The sequence below is a fragment of the Streptomyces sp. NBC_00483 genome (assembly GCF_036013745.1).
In the GTDB taxonomy this organism is placed as follows: domain Bacteria; phylum Actinomycetota; class Actinomycetes; order Streptomycetales; family Streptomycetaceae; genus Streptomyces.
The window spans coordinates 2,606,486-2,626,033 of record NZ_CP107880.1 but is presented as its reverse complement, the minus strand read 5'-3'; the positions used below and the strand labels follow the sequence as shown (position 1 = coordinate 2,626,033).

Sequence of the window (19,548 nt, the reverse complement as noted above, 5' to 3'; positions counted from 1 at the left end):
AAGATGTTTCCCGGCCCGGCGAATGTACGCTACAGCTACTTCCGGGGAAGATCCCGGGCGGGGGCGGGAACGCGCCACGGCGCCCGCTCAGCGCGGCGCCGTCACTCCCAGCTCGGCCCGCAGCGCCCGCTCCCCGGCCCCGGTCACCCGCACCGCCCGCTCGGAGCCGACCCGCTCGACCCAGCCGGCCGCGAAGGCGTGGGCGCACAGCGCGGCGCCCGCCCGTCCTGCGAGGTGGAGACGGCGCTCCGTCCAGTCGAGGCAGCCGCGCGTCAGCGGCCGCCGCGGTCCGGGCTCCAGCGGTGCCCCGAGCGTCCGGAACCAGCCGTGCCCGGCGTCGGTGAGCGCGAAGGTGGAGGGAGTAGGGGAGTCGCCGGATCCGCCCAATCCGCCCAATCCGCCGGATTCGGCGTCGGCCCGCAGCAGCCCCCGCTCGACCATCGCGTCGGTGACCGTGATCCCGAGCCGGCCCGCCAGGTGGTCGTAACAGGTCCGCCCGCGGGCCATCGCGGTCCGCGCCGACGCGGCCCGCAGTGTGGGAGGCCGCTCGCCTCCGTCCGGCACGGCGTACCCGGCGAGGCCCTCCAGGAGCTGCGCGACCTGCGCGTCGGCGAGCCGCAGATACCGGTGGCGGCCCTGCCGCTCCTCGGCGAGCAGCCCGCCCGCGACGAGCTTGCCGAGGTGCTCGCTCGCGGTCGACGCCGCGACGCCCGCGTGCCGCGCCAGCTCGCCCGCCGTCCACGCCCGGCCGTCGAGCAGCGCGAGCAGGCAGGCGGCCCGCGTCTCGTCGGCGATCAGCGAGGCGAGGGCGGCGAGGCGCGGAGCGCCGGGTTCCTTCGAGGCGGCCATGCGTCAAGGATGACCCCGGCACGCTTCGGCGGCCGCCGATACGTCAGCGGTCGGTGGCTGCCGATACGACAGCGGTCGATGGCTGCCGATACGTCAGCGGCCGGTGGGCTGCCGAAATATCAGTGCGTCCCCGCCGCCACCTGCTCGTACTGCACCGCGAGCCCGTCGAGCAGCGCCGTGAGCCCCGTCTCGAAGGCCCGGTCGTCGACGATCTCCTGTCGCTCGGCGAGCAGATGCGCCTGGCCGAGGTGCGGATAGTCGGCGGGGTCGTACGCCGCCTCGTCGTCGGGGAAGCCGCCCGCGAACGAGCCGAGCGCGGATCCCGTCACGAAGTACCGCATGAGCGCGCCGATGGACGTGGCCTGCGGCGGCGGCCACCCGGCGTCGACCATCGAGCCGAACACCGCGTCGGCGAGCCGCAGTCCGGCCGGGCGGCGGCCGGGGCCCTGCGCGAGCACCGGGACGATGTTCGGGTGCGCGCGCAGCGCCGCCCGGTAGGAGACGGCCCAGTCGTGCAGCGCGGTGCGCCAGTCCCGCCCGTCGTCCGTGTCGAACATCGACAGGTCGACCTGCGCGCTCACCGAGTCGGCGACCGCCTCCAGGATCTGGTCCTTCGTGCGGAAGTGGTTGTACAGGGAGGGCCCGCTCACCCCGAGCTCGGCGGCGAGTCGACGCGTCGAGACGGCGGCGAGGCCCTCGGTGTCGACGAGGGCGCGGGCCGCGTCGACGATGCGATCTCTGCTCAGGAGGGGCTTGCGCGGTCGGGCCATGCGGCACATAGTAGGGCTGCAAGCCAAAAACTAGCAGTGCTAATTAACTGCTTTACGATTCGATTCACGCGGGAGTGGCCATGAACCTGGAGCTGAGCGAGGAGCAGACGGCGGTGCGCCGGCTCGCCAAGGACTTCGTGGACCGCGAGATCGCGCCGAACGTGGTGGCGTGGGACCGGTCCGAGGAGGTCGACCGGGGCATCGTCAAGAAGCTCGGCGAGGTCGGCTTCCTGGGCCTGACCATCGACGAGGAGTACGGCGGCTCGGGCGGCGACCACCTCGCGTACACGCTGGTCACGGAGGAGCTGGGGCGCGGGGACTCGTCGGTGCGCGGCATCGTCTCGGTCTCCCTCGGCCTGGTCACCAAGCCGATCCAGCAGTGGGCGAGCGAGGAGCAGAAGCGGCACTGGATCCCGCGGCTGACGGCCGGCGAGGCGCTCGGCTGCTTCGGTCTCACGGAGCCGGGCCACGGCTCGAACCCGGCCGATCTCCAGACGCGTGCCGTCCGCGACGGCGACGACTACGTGATCAACGGCACCAAGATCTTCATCACCAACGGCACGTGGGCCGATGTCGTCCTTCTCTTTGCCCGCACCAACGACACCCCGGGCCACAAGGGTATCTCCGCCTTCCTGGTCCCGACCGACACCCCGGGCCTGACCCGCAACACCATCCACGGCAAGCTCGGCCTGCGCGGCCAGACCACGGCCGAGCTGGTCCTGGAGGACGTCCGCGTGCCGGCTTCCGCGCTGATGGGCCCGGAGGGCAAGGGCTTCTCGATCGCCATGTCCGCGCTCGCCAAGGGCCGGATGTCGGTGGCCGCAGGCTGCGTGGGCATAGCCCAGGCCGCCCTCGACGCGGCCGTCGGATACGCGGGCGAGCGCGAGCAGTTCGGCAAGTCCATCGCCTCGTACCAGCTGGTGCAGGAGCTGATCTCGGACATCTCCGTCGACGTGGACGCGGCCCGGCTGCTTACCTGGCGCGTCGCCGATCTCATCGACCGCGGCGAGGACTTCGCGACGGCGGCGTCCAAGGCGAAGCTGTTCGCGTCCGAGGCGGCGGTCCGCGCGGCGAACAACGCCCTCCAGGTCTTCGGCGGCTACGGCTACATCGACGAGTACCCCGTCGGCAAGCTGCTGCGCGACGCCCGCGTCATGACCCTCTACGAGGGCACGAGCCAGATCCAGAAGCTGATCATCGGCCGCGCGCTGACGGGTGTCTCGGCGTTCTGAGTACGCAGTTGAGTACGGGAGCGGATGGGGCCACGACCCCATCCGCTCCATGCTGTGCGGCATGAGTGACACACCGGTCAAGCAGCAGAACACCGTGGCCTTCTACGGACAGGCCGTCGCATCCTTCGTCGTCGCTCTCACCGCGACGGCCATCGGCATCTACAGCCTCGACGTCAGCGGCTGGATCCGCGCGTTCCTGGCGATCGCCGTCCTCTACCTCACGACCTCGGCGTTCACACTGGCCAAGGTGATCAGGGACCGCCAGGAGGCGGGCCAGATCGTGAGCCGCGTCGACCAGGCCCGCCTGGAGAAGATCCTGGCGGACCACGACCCGTTCAAACCGGTGGTGTGACGGGGGCAGCGTGACGGGGTCAGGAAGACGCCGGAGCGGACAGCAGTTTCGGGACGTCCAGGGCGCCGCCCGCCTCCGCGAACTCCCTTTCCACCGCTGCCCGTAGGGATGCGTCCGCGAGATGGTCCGCGGCCGTGCGGGCCAGTGCCGCCGCGCCGTCGAGGACCGCCCGGTCGGCCTCCGCGCCCCGCGCGCACGCCGCGAAGTCGGCGGTGTGCAGGGCCGTTCCGGCCGGGGCGACGGACAGCATGGGATGGATGGCCGGGATGCGGACGCTGACGTTGCCCAGGTCCGTGGAGCCGCGGGCGGAGTCCGGCGCGGCGCTGCCGGGCAGCACCGTGCGGCCCCGGCTCGTCAGGTGCTGGGCGAAACGCGCCGCGAGGACGTCGTTGTGCCGGACGGGGACACAGGGCGGGCAGTCGTCCCAGCGGGTGGTGACGGTCGTGCCGGTCATCGCCGCGGCGCCCTCGAAGATCCGCTGGACCCGGTCGGAGAGCTCCGCAAGCGACTCCACAGTGGCGGCCCGCAGATAGAAATGGGCCGCCGCGCGCTCGGGCACGACGTTGGGGCGCGAGCCGCCGTCGGTGATCACGCCGTGCACCCGGTCGTCCGGGAGGATGTGCTGACGCAGCGCGGCGACCCCCTGGTAGGCGGCGACCACCGCGTCCAGGGCGTTGCGGCCCATGAACGGTGCGGCGGAGGCGTGGGCGGCGAGCCCCGTGTACTCGACGACCACCTCGCGAAGGCCGAGGAAGGGCGCGTCGGAGAGGTCGGGCCCCGACGAGGGGTGGATCATCACGGCGGCGTCGATCCCGTCGAACGCCCCGGCGCGGGCGAGGAGTTCCTTGCCGGTGCCGTTCTCCTCGGCGGGCGTGCCGAGCAGCACGGCCGTGCCGCCGGTCCGCTCCAGGACGGGGACCAGCGCGAGGAAGGCGCCGACGGCCGCGGCGCAGATGATGTGGTGCCCGCAGCCGTGACCGATGCCGGGCAGCGCGTCGTACTCGGCCAGCACCGCCACGGTCGGGCCGCCGCCCGAACCGGCCGACGCCCGCAGCGCCGTGGGTAGTTCGTGCACCCCGACCTGTGCCGTGACGCCGTGGGCCCGCAGCAGGTCGGCGACGCGGGCGACGGCGCGATGCTCCTCGAAGCCCGGCTCGGGGTCGGCGTGCAGGGCGTGGCCGAGGCCGAGCAACTCCGCGCCGAGGTCCTCGACTTCGGCGTCGATCCGGGCGTGCACCTCGGGGCCCGCCCCCTCGTACGGGGAGGACCAGGCGGGCGCCGAGGCCGCGGCGTCGGCCGCTCGCCTGGCGATCCGCTCGAGATGGGCGCGCCCGGAGTCACTCGCGGCGGGAGCGGCGGGAGATGTGGTGGTGTCGGTCATCGGGCCTCCTGCGGCACGGTGTCGGCGACGGACGGGGTGGACTGGGCGGAATCAGGTGCGACGGAATCAGGTGCGGCGGAATCCGGTGCGGTCATCCGCCGGTGGAGGGCCACGCAGCCGATGCTGACCAGCGCCATCACGATGAACAGGACTGCCACAGGGGTCCAGGAGGCGCCCGAGGAACCGGCCATCCACTGCGCCAGGGGCGGCACCGCGCCGCCGCCGATCAGGCCGGCGATCTGGTACCCGAGCGAGAGCCCCGTGTAGCGCACGCGCGGCGGGAACCACTCGGTGACCATCGTGCCGACGGTGGCGTACGCGATGGTGCTGGCGAGCATGCCGAGCCCCATGCCCGCCCACAGGCCCACGAGGGTGTGCGATCCGGCGAGCCAGAACATCGGGAACGCCACGACCAGATGGGCCGCCATCCCGACGAGCGTGACGCGCCGGACGCCGAACCGGTCGCCCAGCAGCGCGGTGAGCGGGGTGAAGACGATCACCACGACCGACGCGAACATCCCCGCGGCCGACGTCTGCGCCTCCGTGAAGCCCAACTGGGACACGGCGTAGGCCGACATGAACGTGACGATCACGTAGAAGCCGCCGACGGTGACGAGGAAGGCTCCGGTGGCGAGCAGCCAGGTCCGCCACGAACCGCGCGCGACGTCGAGGACGGGCAGCTTGCCTGCGGCCCCGCCCGCCTCCCGCTCCTCGCGCAGCGCCTCCTTGATCTCCGGCGCCTCTTCCAGGCGGCTGCGGATGATCAGGCCGGTGACCACGAGCACGCTCGACAGCAGGAAGGGGATGCGCCAGGTCCAGGCGAGCAGCGCGTCGTGGCCCGGCAGCGAGGCGAGGGTGAAGACGCCGGTGGCGAGGAAGAAGCCGAGGCCGTCGCCGACTTGGGGGAAGGAGCCGTACAGCGCCTTGCGGTGCGGTGGTGCGTTCTCCACCGCGTAGAGGACCGCGCCACCCCATTCGCCGCCGACCGCGAGCGACTGCAGGACGCGGATGATCAGCAGCAGTACGGGGGCGAGCGCCCCGGCCACCGCGTAGCCGGGCAGCAGCCCGATCAGGAACGTGGACGCGCCCATCAGGAGCAGGGAGCCGATGAGGGCGTGCTTGCGCCCGTAGCGGTCGCCTATGTGCCCGAAGAGGAGCGCGCCGAGCGGCCGGCCGAGGGAGCCCACGGCGAGGGTGGCGAAGGAGCTGAGCACGCCGAGCGCGGGGCTCATCTCGGGGAAGAACAACTTGGGGAAGACCAGGGCGGCGGCGGTGCCGTAGATGGCGAAGTCGTACCACTCGACAGTGGTGCCGATCAGTGTGGCGGTGGCGATGCGCAACGGGCTGCGCCTGCCGTCGACTTCGGGCGGGGCGTCCGCGTCCGCGGGTGGTCGGGCTGGGGGAGTCGTCATGGACCGGGGCTCCTTCTGAGGGCAGGACGGCGGGCCCGCGGGGGGCGCGCGGGGCGGGGACGGCCGACCGGGGAACAGGGCCAAGGACTATGGATTCGATTGGACCCATAAAGTGGTACCGGGACGCTACGAGCGGCGGAGAAGCCCTGTCAATAGGGTCCGCACCGAATCCAATAAGGCTTCGGGGCGGGCGAGTTCGCGTCCGGAGGCCATCCGATGGCGACGAGGACGACCGGGAGGACGCGTGGTGAAGGCGGAAGCCGGGAGCGGGACCGACGGCGCGGGCGCGGGGGCGCGCCGCCCCGATCCGCTGGAGCGGCCGGGGCAGCGCAGGCCCTCGCGCGACATGGTCACCGAGATCCTGCGCAAGCGCATCGCCCTGGGCGGCTTCGCGCCGGGCAGCAGGCTGCCGGCCGAGCGCGAGCTCGCCGCGTCGCTTGGTGTCGGGCGCAACACCGTCCGCCAGGCGGTGCGCAGGCTCGCCGAGGAGGGCCTCGTGGTCACCACGCTCGGCCGCTCCGGAGGGACACGGGTGCGCCCCGCCCCGGCGGTCGAGGGCGAACGGGCGGCCGTGGCCGCCGACTTCAGGGCCACCATCCGCGACTACATGGAGTACCGGACGGCGGTCGAACCGTTCGCGGCCGCGCTCGCGGCGCGGCGCGGCTCCACCGCCGACCGGCGGGCCCTGGTGCGGATGCTCGACGAGGAGGTCGCCGACCTCGCCGCCTATCACCAGGTCGACTCGCGCTTCCACCTGGCGGTCGCCGCAGCGGCCGGCAACGAGGTCCTCGGCGAGGCGGTGGAACGGGCCCGCGCCGAGATGTTCGTCCGCGGCAACGCGCTCTGGCTGGACTGCGACTGGACCCTCGTCTACCCGCCGGACCGGGACCTCTCGCGGGTGTTCTGCGAGGAGCACCGGGCCATCGCGCTCGCCGTCCTGGCCGGTGACGCGGAGACCGCGGAGGCCCGGATGCGCGAGCACCTGGAGGACTCCGGCCGGCAATTCCTCGCGCTGCTCGACCACTTCGAGGCGAACGGCGGGAGCTGAAGGGTCCCCGAGGGGGCGAACTCGTTGACCAGCGACGCGGGTTGTGGTTAGCCTCCGAAATGGGTCCGGCCGAGTCCAAATAGCGAACCGTGCCCACCGGGAACCCCCGGCACCCGCGTCCCTGGAGGTACGGCACCTTGCACAGCCATGACGAAGCCCTCGCCCGCACGGTCCTCGACCACGTCGAGCAGCGGCTGCGCCTCGACCCGGCGCCGCTCGGCAGGCTCGGTGACGCGGCCGAGCTCGAAGCCGCCCTCAAGGGCGCCCTGGGCGGCGGCCCGTCCGCCCCGGACGACGTGCTGCGGCTGTTCACCGACCACATAGAACCGACCGTCGTCTCCTGCGACAGCCCGGGCTTCCTCTCGTTCATCCCCGGCGCCCCGACCAAGGCCGCCGCCCTCTTCGACATGGTGCTGTCCGCCTCCTCGCTGCACGGCGTCTCCTGGCTGGAGGCGTCCGGCGCCGTCGCCGCCGAGAACCAGGTGCTGCGGCTGCTCGCCGATCTCGCGGGGATGCCCGGCGGGGCGGGGGGCTGCTTCGTCAGCGGCGGGTCGGCGGGCAACCTGTCCGGACTCCTGGTGGCCAGGGACACCGCCCGTACGGCCGAAGGGCGCCCCGTGGAGCGGCCCCGGATCGCGGTCAGCGACCAGGCCCATTCGTCGATCGGCAGCACGTTGCGGATCATGGGCGTCGAGGCGCTCGTGGTGCCCACCGACGACCACCGGCTGACCGGCGACGCGGTGCGCGCCGCGCTCGCGGCCGACGGTGACCCCGAGAGCGTGGTCGCCGTCGTCGGCACCGCCGGCACCACCAACGCCGGCATCATCGACGACCTCGCGGGCATCGCCGACGCGGCCCGCGACCACGGCCTGTGGTTCCACGTCGACGCGGCCTACGGCGGCGGTGCCCTGTTCTCGCCGCGGCTGCGCGAGCGGTTCGCCGGCATCGAGCACGCCGACTCCCTCGTCATCGACCCGCACAAGTGGCTGTTCACGCCGTTCGACTGCGGCGCGATCCTGTACCGCGACCCCGCCCTGGCCCGCGCCGTCCACACCCAGGACGCCTCCTACCTGGACTGCATCCACACCGACGCCCCGCAGGAATGGAACCCGAGCGACTACGCGTACCACCTCACGCGCCGCCCCCGCGGCCTTCCGCTCTGGTTCTCGCTCGCGGTGCACGGCACGGAGGCCTACCGGGAGGCCGTCGAGGCCGGGCGGCGGCTCGCCGAGGAGAGCGCCGAACTGATCCGCGCCACCGACGGCCTGGAACTGCTGCGCGATCCCGAACTCTCGGTCGTGCTGCTGCGCCGCACCGGCTGGGGGCCCGCGGACTACGACGCCTGGTCGCGCCGGCTCCTCGAACGGCAGATCGCCTTCGTGGTGCCGACGGTGTGGGAGGGCGAGACGGTGGCCCGCTTCGCCTTCCTCCACCCGGACCTCGGCCTGGACACGGTGCGCACGATCCTGGCCGACATGGTGGGGGACATGACGGCGGACATGACGGCGGACGCCGGATGAATCGCGTCCCGTTCCCGGAAACCGGGCTCTAAGCGCTCGCTCACCCCGGAGGGTAGGGTGTGGCACCAGCCCCACGGGAGGATGTGAGTGCAGCGATGACGCAGGACGAGCGCGGTGCGGACGAGGCCATGGACGAGATGCCGTGGGCCGATGTCACACCCGACGCGGCCCGGCGGCTGCTCGTCGCGGCGGTGCAGGCGTTCGCCGAGCGCGGCTACCACGCGACCACGACCCGCGACATCGCGAGCCGCGCCGGTATGAGCCCGGCCGCGCTCTACATCCACTACAAGACCAAGGAAGAGCTGCTCCTCAGGATCAGCCGGATCGGCCACGACAAGGCCCTGGCGATCCTGCGCCGTGCGGTCGAGAGCGAGGGCACGGCCGCCGAGCGGCTCGCCGAGGCCGTCCGGACCTTCGTCCGCTGGCACGCGGGGCACCACATGACCGCGCGCGTCGTCCAGTACGAGCTGGACTCGCTGGGCGAGGAGAACCGGCCCGAGATCGTGGCGCTGCGCCGGCAGAGCGACGCCTCGGTGCGGGAGATCATCAACGACGGTGTGAAGGCCGGGGAGTTCGATGTCCCCGACGTGCCGGGCACGACCGTCGCGATCCTCTCCCTCTGCATCGACGTCGCCCGTTGGTTCAACGCGGAGGGCCCCCGCACGCCGGACGAGGTCGGCGCTCTCTACGCCGACCTCGTGCTGCGCATGGTGAGCGCCCAGAGGTAGCTCAGAGGTAGTAGCGGGACACCGACTCCGCGACGCACACCGGCTTGTCGCCGCCCTCACGCTCCACGCTGAACGCCACGGTGACCTGTACGCCGCCGGCCACGTCCGCCACGTCCGTGACCTTCGCGGTGGCGCGCAGTCGCGAGCCCACCGGGACGGGGGCGGGGAAACGGACCTTGTTCGTCCCGTAGTTGACGCCCATCTTCATGCCCTCGACCTTCATCAGCTGCGGGCCGAAGAGGGGCAGCAGCGACAGGGTGAGGTAGCCGTGCGCGATGGTCGTCTTGAACGGGCCCTCCTTCGCGCGCTCCGGGTCGACGTGGATCCACTGGTGGTCGCCCGTGGCCTCGGCGAACCGGTCGATGCGGCTCTGCTCGATCTCGACCCAGTCGCTGTACCCGAGCTGCTCGCCGACGGCGCCCTTCAGGTCGTCGACGTCCTTGAAAACGCGCGGCTCCGCCATGTTCAGTGACCTCCCAGGAGAGTTTTCTAAGCGCTTGCTCAGACCACTTGGCACTCTAACAACGAGGCCGCGCCCGCACTAGGGTCGTCTACTCTCGGGTGGGTGCCACAGATTCCGGAGAAGATCCACGAGCTCACCGTCGGCCAGGTGTCGGCGCGCAGCGGCGCCGCCGTCTCCGCGCTCCACTTCTACGAGTCCAAGGGCCTGATCACCAGCCGCCGCACCTCCGGCAACCAGCGCCGTTACTGCCGTGACACCCTGCGCCGCGTCGCCTTCATCCGGGCCGCCCAGCGCGTCGGCATCCCGCTCGCCACGATCCGCGACGCGCTCGCCGAACTCCCCGAGGAGCGCACCCCGAACCGGGACGACTGGGCCCGCCTCTCGGAGGTCTGGCGGTCCGAACTGGACGAGCGGATCAAGCAGTTGGGGCGGCTGCGGGATCACCTGACCGACTGCATCGGGTGCGGGTGTCTCTCCCTGGAGACCTGTGTCCTGTCCAACCCGGACGACGTCTTCGGCGAGCGCCTCACGGGCTCCCGTCTGATGGGGGAGCGCCGGGAGCGTCCCGCGGAGGCGTGAGCCTCGGGCCGAGCGCCCGGAAGACCGCGCTGAGCACGACCGCCGCGATCGCCCCGGCCGCGACCCCGCTGCCGAACAGGGTGCGGGCCCACGTCGGCAGCTCCGCGTACATCTCCGGAGACACGATCGGCAGCATGCCGATCACGAGGGCGAGCGCGATGACGACGCTGTCGGTTCCGTGCGAGAGGTCCGTACGGGAGAGCATTCCGAAGCCCATGACCGCGATCACCGCGTAGATGACGAGGCCCGCGGCGCCGACCACCGGCTCCGGGATCGCCGCGAGCACACGGGTCAGCGGCGTGATCAGCCCGCACAGGATCAGCAGCACACCGGCCGCCGCCGTCACGAACCGGCTGCGTACGCGCGTGAGTTGGACGATGCCGATGTTCTCGGCGCTGGTCACCATCAGCGACGTACCGAAGAGCCCGGAGACGAGCGAGACGAGCGCGTCGGCGCGGGCGATGCGCGGCACGTCGCGGCCCGCGTCGGGGGTGCGGCCCACGGCCTCGCTGTTGAGGACCGTCTGCCCGGTGGCCTCGGCGAGCGAGGCGAGGGCGAAGACCAGGAGCGGGATGGCGGCGAGCAGGTCGAAGTGCGGGGCGCCGTACGGGAAGGGGTCGGGCAGCGCGAAGGTACCGCCGTGCGCCACCTCGAGGTCGGTGCCCATGAGCGCGGCGATCACCGTGCCGCAGACCAGGCCGAGCAGCACCGCCATCTGCCGCCACACACCCCGCAGCACGAGGAAGAACACCGCGATCACGCCGAGCGTCGCGAAGCCGAGGCCCGGACCGGAGGCGACCATGGGCGCGGTCACCTTGATCATGTTGATGCCGATGAGGACGACCGTCGTGCCCATCACCAGGGGCGGGAACAGCCGGACCAGGCGTCCGTAGAAGGGGAGTACGCAGAGCAGGAACGCGGCCGCGACCAGGACGGAGCCCGAGGCCGTCGCCGGGCCGTACTCCTGCGCGATCTGCAGGAAGATCGCCACCGCGGCGCCGCCCGGCAGCATCAGGAACGGCAGCCGGGCGCCCACCCGCAGCGCCGCCACCCCGAGCGACTGGAGCAGCGCGCCCACGCCGCACAGCACGAGGGTCGCGCTGAGCAGCGAGGCCGTCTGCGTCGTCGACAGCTTCAGCGTCGTCGCGATGAGGATGACGGAGGAGACGGGCGCGGCCACGCCCGCCAGCACGTGCTGGCAGGCGAGGGGGACGAGGCGCTTGAGAGGCAGCCGCTCGTCGACCGGTGCGACCGGTGGTGCGGCGGTCGCGGTCACCGGTTCAGCCACGGCAGCTCGGCCGCGGAGTAACGGTAGGCGCGGAACACGGCGTTGGGCTCGGACGGGAAGAGCTTGCGGACCTCTTCCTCGGAGTAGCCGCCGAAGAACGGGACGATGTACTCCCAGCACAGGTAGCCGTCGGCCGTGACCTCGAAGAGCCGGCCCGCGGGGGAGTCGGTGACCAGGGTGTTGCCGTTCGGGAGGCGCTGGGCGCTGCCCATGAACGGCGCGAAGAACGACTCGCGCGCCGGGTCGTGGTACTCCCACGCGATCTTGCCGCTGGAGCGCTCGATCTCGATGACGCGGCTGAACGGCACGTCCCAGCGCGGGCGGAAGACGCCGTTGTCGAAGACGAGGAAGTTGCCGTTCTCCAGCTCGGTCGGGCAGTGCTGCTGCGAGACGACGCCCGGCTCCGAACGCCAGATGATGTCGCCGGTGGCGCGCTCGATGACGACGACGGCCGACACGGAGCGGAAGCTGGCGAGGATGTTCCCGTCGGCGAGCGGCAGCACGCTGTTGATGAGCGGGTAGTGCTCGCGGGCGTAGTCCGGGTGCAGCGGGAAGTCCTCGCGGCCGAGGCGCTCGGAGACCTTCCACTCCCAGGTCGTGTTCCCCTCGGCGTCGACCTCGACGATCGTGTCCGCCCAGATCGTGTCGCCGCCCTGGCCGCTCGCCTCGGAGCCGGGCACGCCACCGCGCACGGCGGCGGCCGCGTCACCGGTCAGGGCTTCGAGCGCCGTGTAGAGGATCCGGCCGTCGCCGTAGTGGTGGGCGTCGTGGTGCTGAAGCGGGTCGCGGTGCTCGCGCAGCACCGTGCCGTCCGGGGTGATCTCCTGCATGAGGCCGCCGCGGTACTTGTGCCACATGGGGAAGAGAGCGGGCTCGTCGGGCAGTACGCCGTTGTAGGCGAGGTTCCCGTTCGCGAGGATCCGCGCGTGCCGGCCGGGGCGGTTCGGCAGGTTCCACTGGTGGACGACCTCGCCGTGCAGGTCGATCAGGTACACCTCGCCGGTGCCGGTCAGCGGGGCGAAGAGCGTGTAACCCCGGTACGCGGCGTCCTCGTCGAGGGCGAGGAGTCCGGTGCCGCGGCGGCGGCGCTGGTTCTGGTCGACACGAGCCATGGAGGCACTCCATCCAGTGGTGACGTCAGTGGTTGTCGTCAGTACTTGTCATCGGTGGTTAACTTTTTTAAGTACTGGTTAAGTAGTTAACCACGGCGGTAGGGTGCCGGGGAACAGGGGCCGAAGCGAGAGGGCGTTACAAGTTCATGAACGTGGGACCGGGCATTCGACGCAGGCGCCGCGGCCTGGAGCTGACCCTCGCCGAGGTGGCCCGCCGCGCCGGGGTCTCCGTCCCGTTCCTCAGTCAGGTCGAGAACGGGCGCTCGCGCCCCAGCATGGGCTCGCTGCAGCGCATCGCCGACGCCCTCGACACCACCGCCGTCGAACTCCTCGCGTCCGCCGAGCCGCCCCGCCCGGTCGACGTGGTGCGCGCGGCGGAGAAGCCCGCGATGGCCGACGGCGCGCGCCCGCTCGTCCGGGGTGAACAGCGGCTGCACGCCCTGGAGTTCACCGGCGACCACGACTGGGACCGGGTCTTCCGGCACGCGGGGGACGAGGTCATGTACGTCGCCGACGGCTCGATCGAGACCGAGGTGGACGACACCCACTACGTCCTGGAGCGCGGCGACACGCTGTACTGCGCCGCCGGACTCGCCCACCGCTGGCGCCCGTTGGAGCCGGGGACGCGGGTCCTCATCGTCGGGGTCGCCGCACAGTAGGTCGCACCGTAGTCCGCACGGGAGTCCGCAACACCCCTTGTCGGTGGCCGTGGTTGGCGCGACCATGCGTCGCACACGTCAGACGGGGGAGGCCGAACGGCATGGCAGTGGCGATCACTTCACTCAAGTACGAGTCCGCCCGCACGGGACCGCAATCACTGGTCTACGACAACGACGGCTACCACCTGGTGCGCTTCCCGTACGCGGCGGCCGAGGAGTCGTACGACCCGTGGACCATGCACGACCCGGCGGGCGGCGGCGGCTCGTCGAGGTACCCGGACGCCCGCTCGGGGCTGATATGGCCCAGCCACAACGGCTGGGGCACGCTGTCCGCCCTCGTCTTCTGGGACGCGGACACCCGCGCGTCCGAGTACCGCGCCCGCTTCGTGCGCGACCCGCTGCGCCTCTCCACCGGCTACGACTCCACCGCCACCACGGACATCTCGCCCACGGGCGGCGGCCAGTACCGCTCGTACACCTGGCAGATGTTCGTGCACCCCGGCACCCCGCTCGGCTTCAAGGTCTCGGCCCGCTCCGGGGACACCGCGCTGAAGGTGCCGATCACGCTGGCCGAGTTCAAGCTGGCGATCCAGACGGATGTGATCACGCCCTGACGCGGTCGGGGGGCGTTTTCCCACTCGTCCGTCACGCGCGCCCCACGCCTCGTAGAGTCGCCACCGTGATTGAGAACGAGGCTCCGGATTCGCACCTGCCCATGCTCGCGACACCGCAGGCCGAGCGGCTCCGGTCGCTCGTCGCCGAGAGCGTGCGGGCGCGATTCGGGGCGGAAGCCGGGGCGGAAGCGGGCCTGGTCCTCGTCGGCGACGCGGTCGAGCGCGACGGTCACCTCTTCCCGCTGGCGAACCTGGCGCTGCGGTGCGCGGAGGCGCCCGAGGAGGACTGGCCCGCGCTCGTAGACGCCCACTTCGCGGCGCTTGCGGACGCCTCGCGGGGCGGCGAGGACGCCGAGGAACTGCTCGCGGGGACGTGTCTGCGGCTCGTGCCCGCGGACGCCGCCGGCGGGGCCGTGCCGGTGCACGCGCGCGAGGTCGCCGAAGGGCTGCGCCTCGCGCTCGCGCTCGACGGGCCCGACTCCGTACGCCTGCTGACCGAGGAGGATGTGGAGCGGGCCGGCGCCGACGCGCTGTGGGGCGCCGCGCAGCGTGCCCTGATCCGGGCGCCGATGCGGCACGAGGAGGTCCGGCTCGACGGGCACCCCGTCCTCTACTCCGTGTACGGCGACGCGCACTCCGTGGCGACCAAGGCCGTCGTGCTGCCCGAGGTCGTCGCGGAGGTCACCGGGCGCCGGATGCCGGACGCGGGCGCCCTCGTCGCCGTGCCCACCCGGCACCTGCTCGCCTTCCACCCGATCGTCGACGGGAGCGCGGCCGACGCGCTGAACGACCTTGCCACGTACGCCGTCCGGGCCCACGACGAAGGCCCGGGACCACTCTCGCCCCGCGTCTACTGGTGGCACGACGGGCGCCTCACCTCGCTCACCGACATCGACGACGCGTCCCGCACCGTCGAGCAGCGACCGCCGCGCGAACTCGTCGACGTGATGCAGGCGCTGCGCGCGCTCGACCGGGCGGGCCGGCTTGCCTCCGACGGGCCGCCCGCGCCCGACGCCGAGCCGGAGTCCTTCGACGCCGCGCTCGTCCACGCCCTCGCGCACGCGGAGAGCGACCCCGACGCCGCCCGCGTCGAGACGTGGGACGCCTGGGTCGCGGCGCAGCAGCGCGGATGCGCCCTGTTCGCGCACGGCAAGGACGGTGAACCCCCGGTGGACGACGGGGAGTTGGAGGCAGGGGGAGCAGGGGGAGACCCCGCCCGCGCCTGGCTCGACGCCTTCTACCTCACCCTCGTCACCCGCGACCGCGAGCGCACCACCCGCCTGTGCCAGGTGCCGCTCGAGACACTGCGCGGCAGCGCCCCGGTGGACGACTACGTGGCGCACTGGATCGATGTCCTCCAGAGCCACTGGCTGCGCCGCCCCGTCGACGACGTGGTGGACCGGCTCGTCACCACCATCAAGGCCTCGCACCCCGACACCGCGACGCTCGCGCCGAAGGACTTCCTCAACCTCGTCGACTACCAGCCCGTCGCGCTGTTCCACCGGCTGCTCACGCACGACCACGAGGCCTTCGGCGAGGCGCTCGCGGAATCCCTTGTGCAGCACGCCGGTTACTGGGGCGGGTCGGGGGCGCCGCGCGCCCGCGTGGCGCTCGGCCCGCTCGCACTCGCGTGCCTCGCGTACGACATGGACTTCCCGGTCCGCACCGATCTGCCGTACCTACCGCGGTACTTGCTCAACCGGCAGCGCCTGGAAGGCGCGGCAAGCTAGGGCCTGTCGTTTGGATCAGGGGGTGCGCCGAACTCGGGGCCGCACCCCCGTCGCGCTGTACGTCACCTGGTTCCGGCGGGCCGGCCTACGCGGAGACAAGCAGCCGCGCCAGCCTGGCCTCCGCCAGTGCCATGGGGGTGAGGACGGGCCGCGGCACGACGATGCCGCAGTGGGTGCACACGGGGCCCGACGAGGGTTCGTGCGCCAGATCGTGCTGCCAGACCAGGCAGCTGCCCGTGCACACCGGGCAGCACGCGCCAGGGTCGCGCTCAAGTGCCGTGATGAGCCTGCGGAGCACTTCGGCCAGCGGCTCGGCGGGATGCACGGAAGGGTCGTCGCACCAGGCGACTCCGAAGCCTCCCCAGGTCAGCCGGTGCCAGTCGTCCACGCTGCCCGGGCTTCGAAGTCCGTCGTGCTTCTCCTTGCGCCTGCGCTCCGCGAAGGCGACTTCGTACGCGAGCCAGACGGCCCGCGCCTCCTCAAGCTCCTCCAGCGCCGCGACGAGGCGGGCCGGGTCGGGGGAGCGGTCCTCGGGGTCGAACCCCGCCCGGGAGCAGAGGTGGTCCCAGGTTGCTCGGTGCCCGTAAGGGGCAAATCTCTCAAGGCACTTGCGCAGTGAATAGCGCCGCAGTGCCAGATCGCTCAGCGGATCGCGCACCTGTCTCGCCAGACTTCGGAATCCGGCCATCGCCCTGCACCTCCGTCACACGTACGTCGGCGTCGCCGCAGCCATGAAGCGACGTCGCCGAGTAGACGTATCGACACGCGATTCGGATCCCTTTGAAGGCCACTGAGTCCCATCCGATTTCCGATGGGGCCCATCACCGTCACCTTCTGAGGCCGGGGAGTACCCGAGTGACTCCTGTTGCTTTCCGAAAACGTGACGCATGTTCATCTTCTGTCCTTGGCTAACCGTCGGTAACCTCCGGCGCCATGGGAAGCCTTATGGGAAGCCTTACGAAGAGAGTTACGGCCCTGGCGGCACTTGTGCTCACCGCCGGACTGCTCTCGCCGACGTCGACCGCGACCGCCGCCGACGAACCGACCCCGGCCGCCGACTACTGCAAGGGCCAGTGCGCGGACATCCTGCCGCCCGGAGCGAACGGCAGCGCCACACTCGCCCAGATCCTCGGCAACAAATTGCTGGGTACCCAGCCTCCGCACGCCGACGATCAGCTCGGTCCCTATGACGCGCTGTCGTCCGGGTATCCGTCCCTCACCGACGACACACTCACGAACTTCTTCAACGATTCCTCCTTCGGTGTCAAGGACGATCAAGTCGGTTCCGTCACCCGTCCCCGCGAGGATGTGACGATCACCCGTGACAAGAAGAACGGCGTACCCCACATCAAAGGTTCCTCGCGCTACGGAACAGAATTCGGGGCCGGCTTCGCCGCAGGTCAGGACCGCCTCTGGTTGATCGACCTGTTCCGTCACATCGGCCGCGGCGAATTGACGTCGTTCGCGGGCGGCGCCCTCGCGAACCGGGGTCTGGAGCAGGAGTTCTGGCCGCAGGCCCCGTACACCGAAAAGGATCTCGAACAGCAGGTCGAGTCCATCAAGGAGACCGGCGGGGCCCGCGGCAAGCAGGCCATGGACGACGCGCAGGCCTATATCGACGGCCTCAACGCCTATCGGGAGAAGTCGAAGAGCGGCCGCTACTTCCCCGGTGAGTACGTGCTCACCGGCAAGGTCGACGCGATCACGAACGTGGGCGAGATCCAGCCGTTCAAGGTGACCGACATGATCGCGCTGGCCTCCGTGGTCGGCGGACTCTTCGGCAACGGCGGCGGCGGAGAGGTCGACGCGGCGCTCTCGCTGCTCAAGGCGCAGGACAAGTACGGCGTCCAGAAGGGCACCGAGGTCTGGGAGGCCTTCCGCGGCCGCGAGGACCCCGAGGCCGTCACCACGATCCACGACGGCACCCGCTTCCCGTACGGCGAGAAGCCGGAGAACGCGCGCGGGGAGGCGCTCCCCGACAAGGGCTCGGTGGAGAAGGAGCCCCTCGTGTACGACAAGGAGGGCTCGGCGGCGGAGTCGGCGGCGGCCAAGAAGGACCCCGTCAAGGCACCCGCCAAGCTCAAGCCGCTCCAGGGCATGAACGACGACGGCGTGCTGCCTTCCGATCTGTTCACTCAGTCGGCGTCCAAGAAGGGCATGTCGAACGCCCTCCTCGTCTCCGGCAAGCACTCCGCCTCCGGCAACCCGGTCGCCGTGTTCGGCCCGCAGACCGGCTACTTCGCGCCGCAGCTGCTGATGATGCAGGAGCTCCAGGGCCCCGGCATCAGCGCGCGCGGCGTCTCCTTCGCCGGCGTCGGCATGTACGTCCAGCTCGGCCGCGGCCAGGACTACGCGTGGTCCGCGACCTCGGCGACCCAGGACATCACCGACACGTACGCGGTCCCGCTGTGCGAGCCCGACGGCTCCGCGCCCACCAGGCAGTCGACCTCGTACCTGTACCGGGGCACCTGCACGCCCATGGAGAAGCTGGAGAAGAAGAACGCCTGGAAGCCGACGATCGCCGACTCCACGGCCGCCGGCTCCTACCGGATGCAGGTCTTCCGGACGAAGTACGGGATCGTCAGCCACCGCGCCACCGTGGACGGAAAACCCGTCGCCTACACGGCACTTCGCTCCACGTACCGCCACGAGGCCGACTCGATCATCGGCTTCCAGATGCTGAACGACCCGACCTACGTCAAGGACGCCGCGTCGTTCCAGAAGGCGGCCCAGCACATCAACTACGCGTTCAACTGGTTCTACGCCGACTCCCGCGACATCGCGTACTACAACAGCGGCACCAACCCGGTGCGCGCCAAGGACGTCGACATGTCGCTGCCGGTGCGGGGCGAACAGGCCTATGAGTGGAAGGACTTCGACCCGGCGAACAACACGTCCGCCGTGACGCCCCCGTCCCAGCACCCGAACTCGGTCGACCAGGACTACTACGTCTCCTGGAACAACAAGCAGGCCAAGGGCTTCTCGTCACCCAACTTCAGCATGGGCGCGGTCCACCGCGCCGACCTGCTGAACGACCGGGTGAAGAAGCTCACCGAGCGGGGCGGCGTCACCCGGGCCGCGCTCACCCGGGCCATGGAGGAGGCCGCCGTCACGGACCTGCGCGGCGAGCAGGTGCTGCCGGAGATGCTCAAGGTCATCCGCAGCAAGCCGCTTGGCGACCTCGACAACCCGCAACTGACCAAGGCCGTCCAGCAGTTGGAGGCATGGGAGAAGGCGGGCGCCCAGCGCAACCAGACGTCCGCCGGATCCAAGACGTACGCGCATCCCGACGCCGTACGGATCATGGACGCCTGGTGGCCGCTGATGGTCGAGGCCGAGTTCAAGCCCGGTCTCGGCGACGAGCTCTACAAGTCCCTCACCGCACAACTGACCGTCGACGAGGCGCCGTCCGCCGGACACGGGCCGACCGGCTCGCACGCCGGATCGTCCTTCCAGTACGGCTGGTGGGGCTACGCCGACAAGGACCTCAGGTCGGTGCTCGGCGAGCCGGTGAAGGGGAAGCTCGGCGCCACGTACTGCGGCTCCGGCGACCTCTCGGCCTGCCGGGACGTCCTCCTCGCCACGCTGGCCGAGGCCGCCGCCAAGCCCGCCACCGAGGTGTACCCCGGTGACGACACCTGCAAGGCGGGCGACCAGTGGTGCGCCGACAGCATCGGGCACCGCGCCGTCGGCGGCATCACGCACCGCAACATCCAGTGGCAGAACCGGCCCACGTACCAGCAGGTCGTGGAGTTCCCGGCACACCGCGAGTGAACCGGGGCGGGGCGGGCACCCACAGGGCGACCGCAGG

Annotated in this window: 18 protein-coding genes; 10 read left to right on the top strand and 8 right to left on the bottom strand. The window is 71.4% G+C overall.

The window, feature by feature from the left end:
• Nucleotides 1-87: 87 nt before the first annotated feature.
• Nucleotides 88-849: an ArsR/SmtB family transcription factor gene (locus tag OHA73_RS11490; RefSeq protein WP_327654984.1), complete on the bottom strand. Its 762-nt coding sequence runs from the start codon at nt 847-849 to the stop codon at nt 88-90.
• A gap of 119 nt (nt 850-968) precedes the next feature.
• Nucleotides 969-1,619 (bottom strand): TetR/AcrR family transcriptional regulator, encoded by a 651-nt coding sequence (locus tag OHA73_RS11485; protein ID WP_266721338.1) that lies wholly within the window; start codon nt 1,617-1,619, stop codon nt 969-971.
• An 80-nt stretch (nt 1,620-1,699) separates the two neighbouring features.
• Between OHA73_RS11485 and OHA73_RS11480 the strand changes: the two genes are divergently transcribed.
• Nucleotides 1,700-2,851, top strand: coding sequence for an acyl-CoA dehydrogenase family protein (locus OHA73_RS11480; RefSeq protein ID WP_266721340.1), 1,152 nt, complete (start codon nt 1,700-1,702; stop codon nt 2,849-2,851).
• 61 nt (nt 2,852-2,912) lie between these two features.
• Nucleotides 2,913-3,203, top strand: coding sequence for a YiaA/YiaB family inner membrane protein (locus tag OHA73_RS11475; RefSeq protein WP_266721342.1), 291 nt, complete (start codon nt 2,913-2,915; stop codon nt 3,201-3,203).
• Nucleotides 3,204-3,222: 19 nt separating this feature from the next.
• On the opposite strand, the gene OHA73_RS11470 is transcribed toward OHA73_RS11475, so the two are convergent.
• On the bottom strand, nt 3,223-4,584 hold the full coding sequence (locus tag OHA73_RS11470; RefSeq protein WP_327654983.1) for a M20 family metallopeptidase: 1,362 nt from the start codon (nt 4,582-4,584) through the stop codon (nt 3,223-3,225).
• The gene (locus OHA73_RS11465; RefSeq protein ID WP_327654982.1) at nt 4,581-5,996 is read right to left on the bottom strand and encodes an MFS transporter; all 1,416 of its coding nucleotides are present in this window, start codon (nt 5,994-5,996) and stop codon (nt 4,581-4,583) included. The genes OHA73_RS11470 and OHA73_RS11465 overlap by 4 nt, the downstream gene beginning before the upstream one ends.
• A gap of 244 nt (nt 5,997-6,240) precedes the next feature.
• Between OHA73_RS11465 and OHA73_RS11460 the strand changes: the two genes are divergently transcribed.
• The 3 genes from OHA73_RS11460 to OHA73_RS11450 all read left to right on the top strand — a co-directional run bounded on the left by OHA73_RS11460 (nt 6,241) and on the right by OHA73_RS11450 (nt 9,292).
• Nucleotides 6,241-7,044, top strand: a complete 804-nt coding sequence (locus tag OHA73_RS11460; RefSeq protein WP_267071001.1) for a FadR/GntR family transcriptional regulator — start codon at nt 6,241-6,243, stop codon at nt 7,042-7,044.
• Nucleotides 7,045-7,181: 137 nt separating this feature from the next.
• On the top strand, nt 7,182-8,564 hold the full coding sequence (locus OHA73_RS11455; protein ID WP_327654981.1) for a pyridoxal phosphate-dependent decarboxylase family protein: 1,383 nt from the start codon (nt 7,182-7,184) through the stop codon (nt 8,562-8,564).
• A 95-nt stretch (nt 8,565-8,659) separates the two neighbouring features.
• Nucleotides 8,660-9,292 (top strand): TetR/AcrR family transcriptional regulator, encoded by a 633-nt coding sequence (locus OHA73_RS11450; protein WP_266721351.1) that lies wholly within the window; start codon nt 8,660-8,662, stop codon nt 9,290-9,292.
• A gap of 1 nt (nt 9,293) precedes the next feature.
• Here the strand turns inward: OHA73_RS11450 and OHA73_RS11445 are convergent, their stop codons facing one another.
• Complete coding sequence (locus OHA73_RS11445; protein WP_267071003.1) at nt 9,294-9,755, bottom strand: MaoC family dehydratase; 462 nt, start codon at nt 9,753-9,755, stop codon at nt 9,294-9,296.
• A 102-nt stretch (nt 9,756-9,857) separates the two neighbouring features.
• Between OHA73_RS11445 and soxR the strand changes: the two genes are divergently transcribed.
• Nucleotides 9,858-10,334, top strand: a complete 477-nt coding sequence (gene soxR / locus OHA73_RS11440) for a redox-sensitive transcriptional activator SoxR (RefSeq protein ID WP_327654980.1) — start codon at nt 9,858-9,860, stop codon at nt 10,332-10,334.
• Here the strand turns inward: soxR and OHA73_RS11435 are convergent.
• Nucleotides 10,282-11,610: a uracil-xanthine permease family protein gene (locus tag OHA73_RS11435; RefSeq protein ID WP_266725591.1), complete on the bottom strand. Its 1,329-nt coding sequence runs from the start codon at nt 11,608-11,610 to the stop codon at nt 10,282-10,284. The genes soxR and OHA73_RS11435 overlap by 53 nt on opposite strands.
• Nucleotides 11,607-12,734, bottom strand: a complete 1,128-nt coding sequence (locus OHA73_RS11430) for an aryl-sulfate sulfotransferase (RefSeq protein WP_327654979.1) — start codon at nt 12,732-12,734, stop codon at nt 11,607-11,609. The genes OHA73_RS11435 and OHA73_RS11430 overlap by 4 nt, the downstream gene beginning before the upstream one ends.
• 146 nt (nt 12,735-12,880) lie before the next feature.
• Between OHA73_RS11430 and OHA73_RS11425 the strand changes: the two genes are divergently transcribed.
• From OHA73_RS11425 to OHA73_RS11415, 3 genes are all read left to right on the top strand, one after another.
• A complete protein-coding gene (locus OHA73_RS11425; protein ID WP_267071006.1) occupies nt 12,881-13,393 on the top strand; it encodes a helix-turn-helix domain-containing protein in 513 nt (170 codons plus the stop codon).
• A gap of 101 nt (nt 13,394-13,494) precedes the next feature.
• Nucleotides 13,495-14,007, top strand: coding sequence for a hypothetical protein (locus OHA73_RS11420; protein WP_266721360.1), 513 nt, complete (start codon nt 13,495-13,497; stop codon nt 14,005-14,007).
• A gap of 65 nt (nt 14,008-14,072) precedes the next feature.
• Nucleotides 14,073-15,737, top strand: coding sequence for an immunity 49 family protein (locus tag OHA73_RS11415; protein WP_327654978.1), 1,665 nt, complete (start codon nt 14,073-14,075; stop codon nt 15,735-15,737).
• Between the two features lie 85 nt (nt 15,738-15,822).
• Here OHA73_RS11415 and OHA73_RS11410 read toward each other — a convergent pair whose 3' ends face one another.
• Nucleotides 15,823-16,425, bottom strand: coding sequence for a hypothetical protein (locus OHA73_RS11410; RefSeq protein WP_266721364.1), 603 nt, complete (start codon nt 16,423-16,425; stop codon nt 15,823-15,825).
• A 257-nt stretch (nt 16,426-16,682) separates the two neighbouring features.
• Here OHA73_RS11410 and OHA73_RS11405 point away from each other — a divergent pair, with 257 nt between their 5' ends.
• The gene (locus OHA73_RS11405) at nt 16,683-19,511 is read left to right on the top strand and encodes a penicillin acylase family protein (protein WP_327654977.1); all 2,829 of its coding nucleotides are present in this window, start codon (nt 16,683-16,685) and stop codon (nt 19,509-19,511) included.
• Nucleotides 19,512-19,548: the final 37 nt, after the last annotated feature.

Bases quoted from the DNA above. Each gene is read 5' to 3' on its own strand.
- OHA73_RS11480 (WP_266721340.1), top strand. From the start codon at position 1,700: ATGAACCTGGAGCTGAGCGAGGAGCAGACGGCGGTGCGCCGGCTCGCC.
- OHA73_RS11475 (WP_266721342.1), top strand. From the start codon at position 2,913: ATGAGTGACACACCGGTCAAGCAGCAGAACACCGTGGCCTTCTACGGA.
- OHA73_RS11425 (WP_267071006.1), top strand. From the start codon at position 12,881: ATGAACGTGGGACCGGGCATTCGACGCAGGCGCCGCGGCCTGGAGCTG.
- OHA73_RS11445 (WP_267071003.1), bottom strand. From the start codon at position 9,755: ATGGCGGAGCCGCGCGTTTTCAAGGACGTCGACGACCTGAAGGGCGCC.
- OHA73_RS11430 (WP_327654979.1), bottom strand. From the start codon at position 12,734: ATGGCTCGTGTCGACCAGAACCAGCGCCGCCGCCGCGGCACCGGACTC.
- OHA73_RS11450 (WP_266721351.1), top strand. From the start codon at position 8,660: ATGACGCAGGACGAGCGCGGTGCGGACGAGGCCATGGACGAGATGCCG.
- OHA73_RS11470 (WP_327654983.1), bottom strand. From the start codon at position 4,584: ATGACCGACACCACCACATCTCCCGCCGCTCCCGCCGCGAGTGACTCC.
- OHA73_RS11490 (WP_327654984.1), bottom strand. From the start codon at position 849: ATGGCCGCCTCGAAGGAACCCGGCGCTCCGCGCCTCGCCGCCCTCGCC.
- OHA73_RS11465 (WP_327654982.1), bottom strand. From the start codon at position 5,996: ATGACGACTCCCCCAGCCCGACCACCCGCGGACGCGGACGCCCCGCCC.
- OHA73_RS11405 (WP_327654977.1), top strand. From the start codon at position 16,683: ATGGGAAGCCTTACGAAGAGAGTTACGGCCCTGGCGGCACTTGTGCTC.
- OHA73_RS11410 (WP_266721364.1), bottom strand. From the start codon at position 16,425: ATGGCCGGATTCCGAAGTCTGGCGAGACAGGTGCGCGATCCGCTGAGC.
- OHA73_RS11420 (WP_266721360.1), top strand. From the start codon at position 13,495: ATGGCAGTGGCGATCACTTCACTCAAGTACGAGTCCGCCCGCACGGGA.
- OHA73_RS11485 (WP_266721338.1), bottom strand. From the start codon at position 1,619: ATGGCCCGACCGCGCAAGCCCCTCCTGAGCAGAGATCGCATCGTCGAC.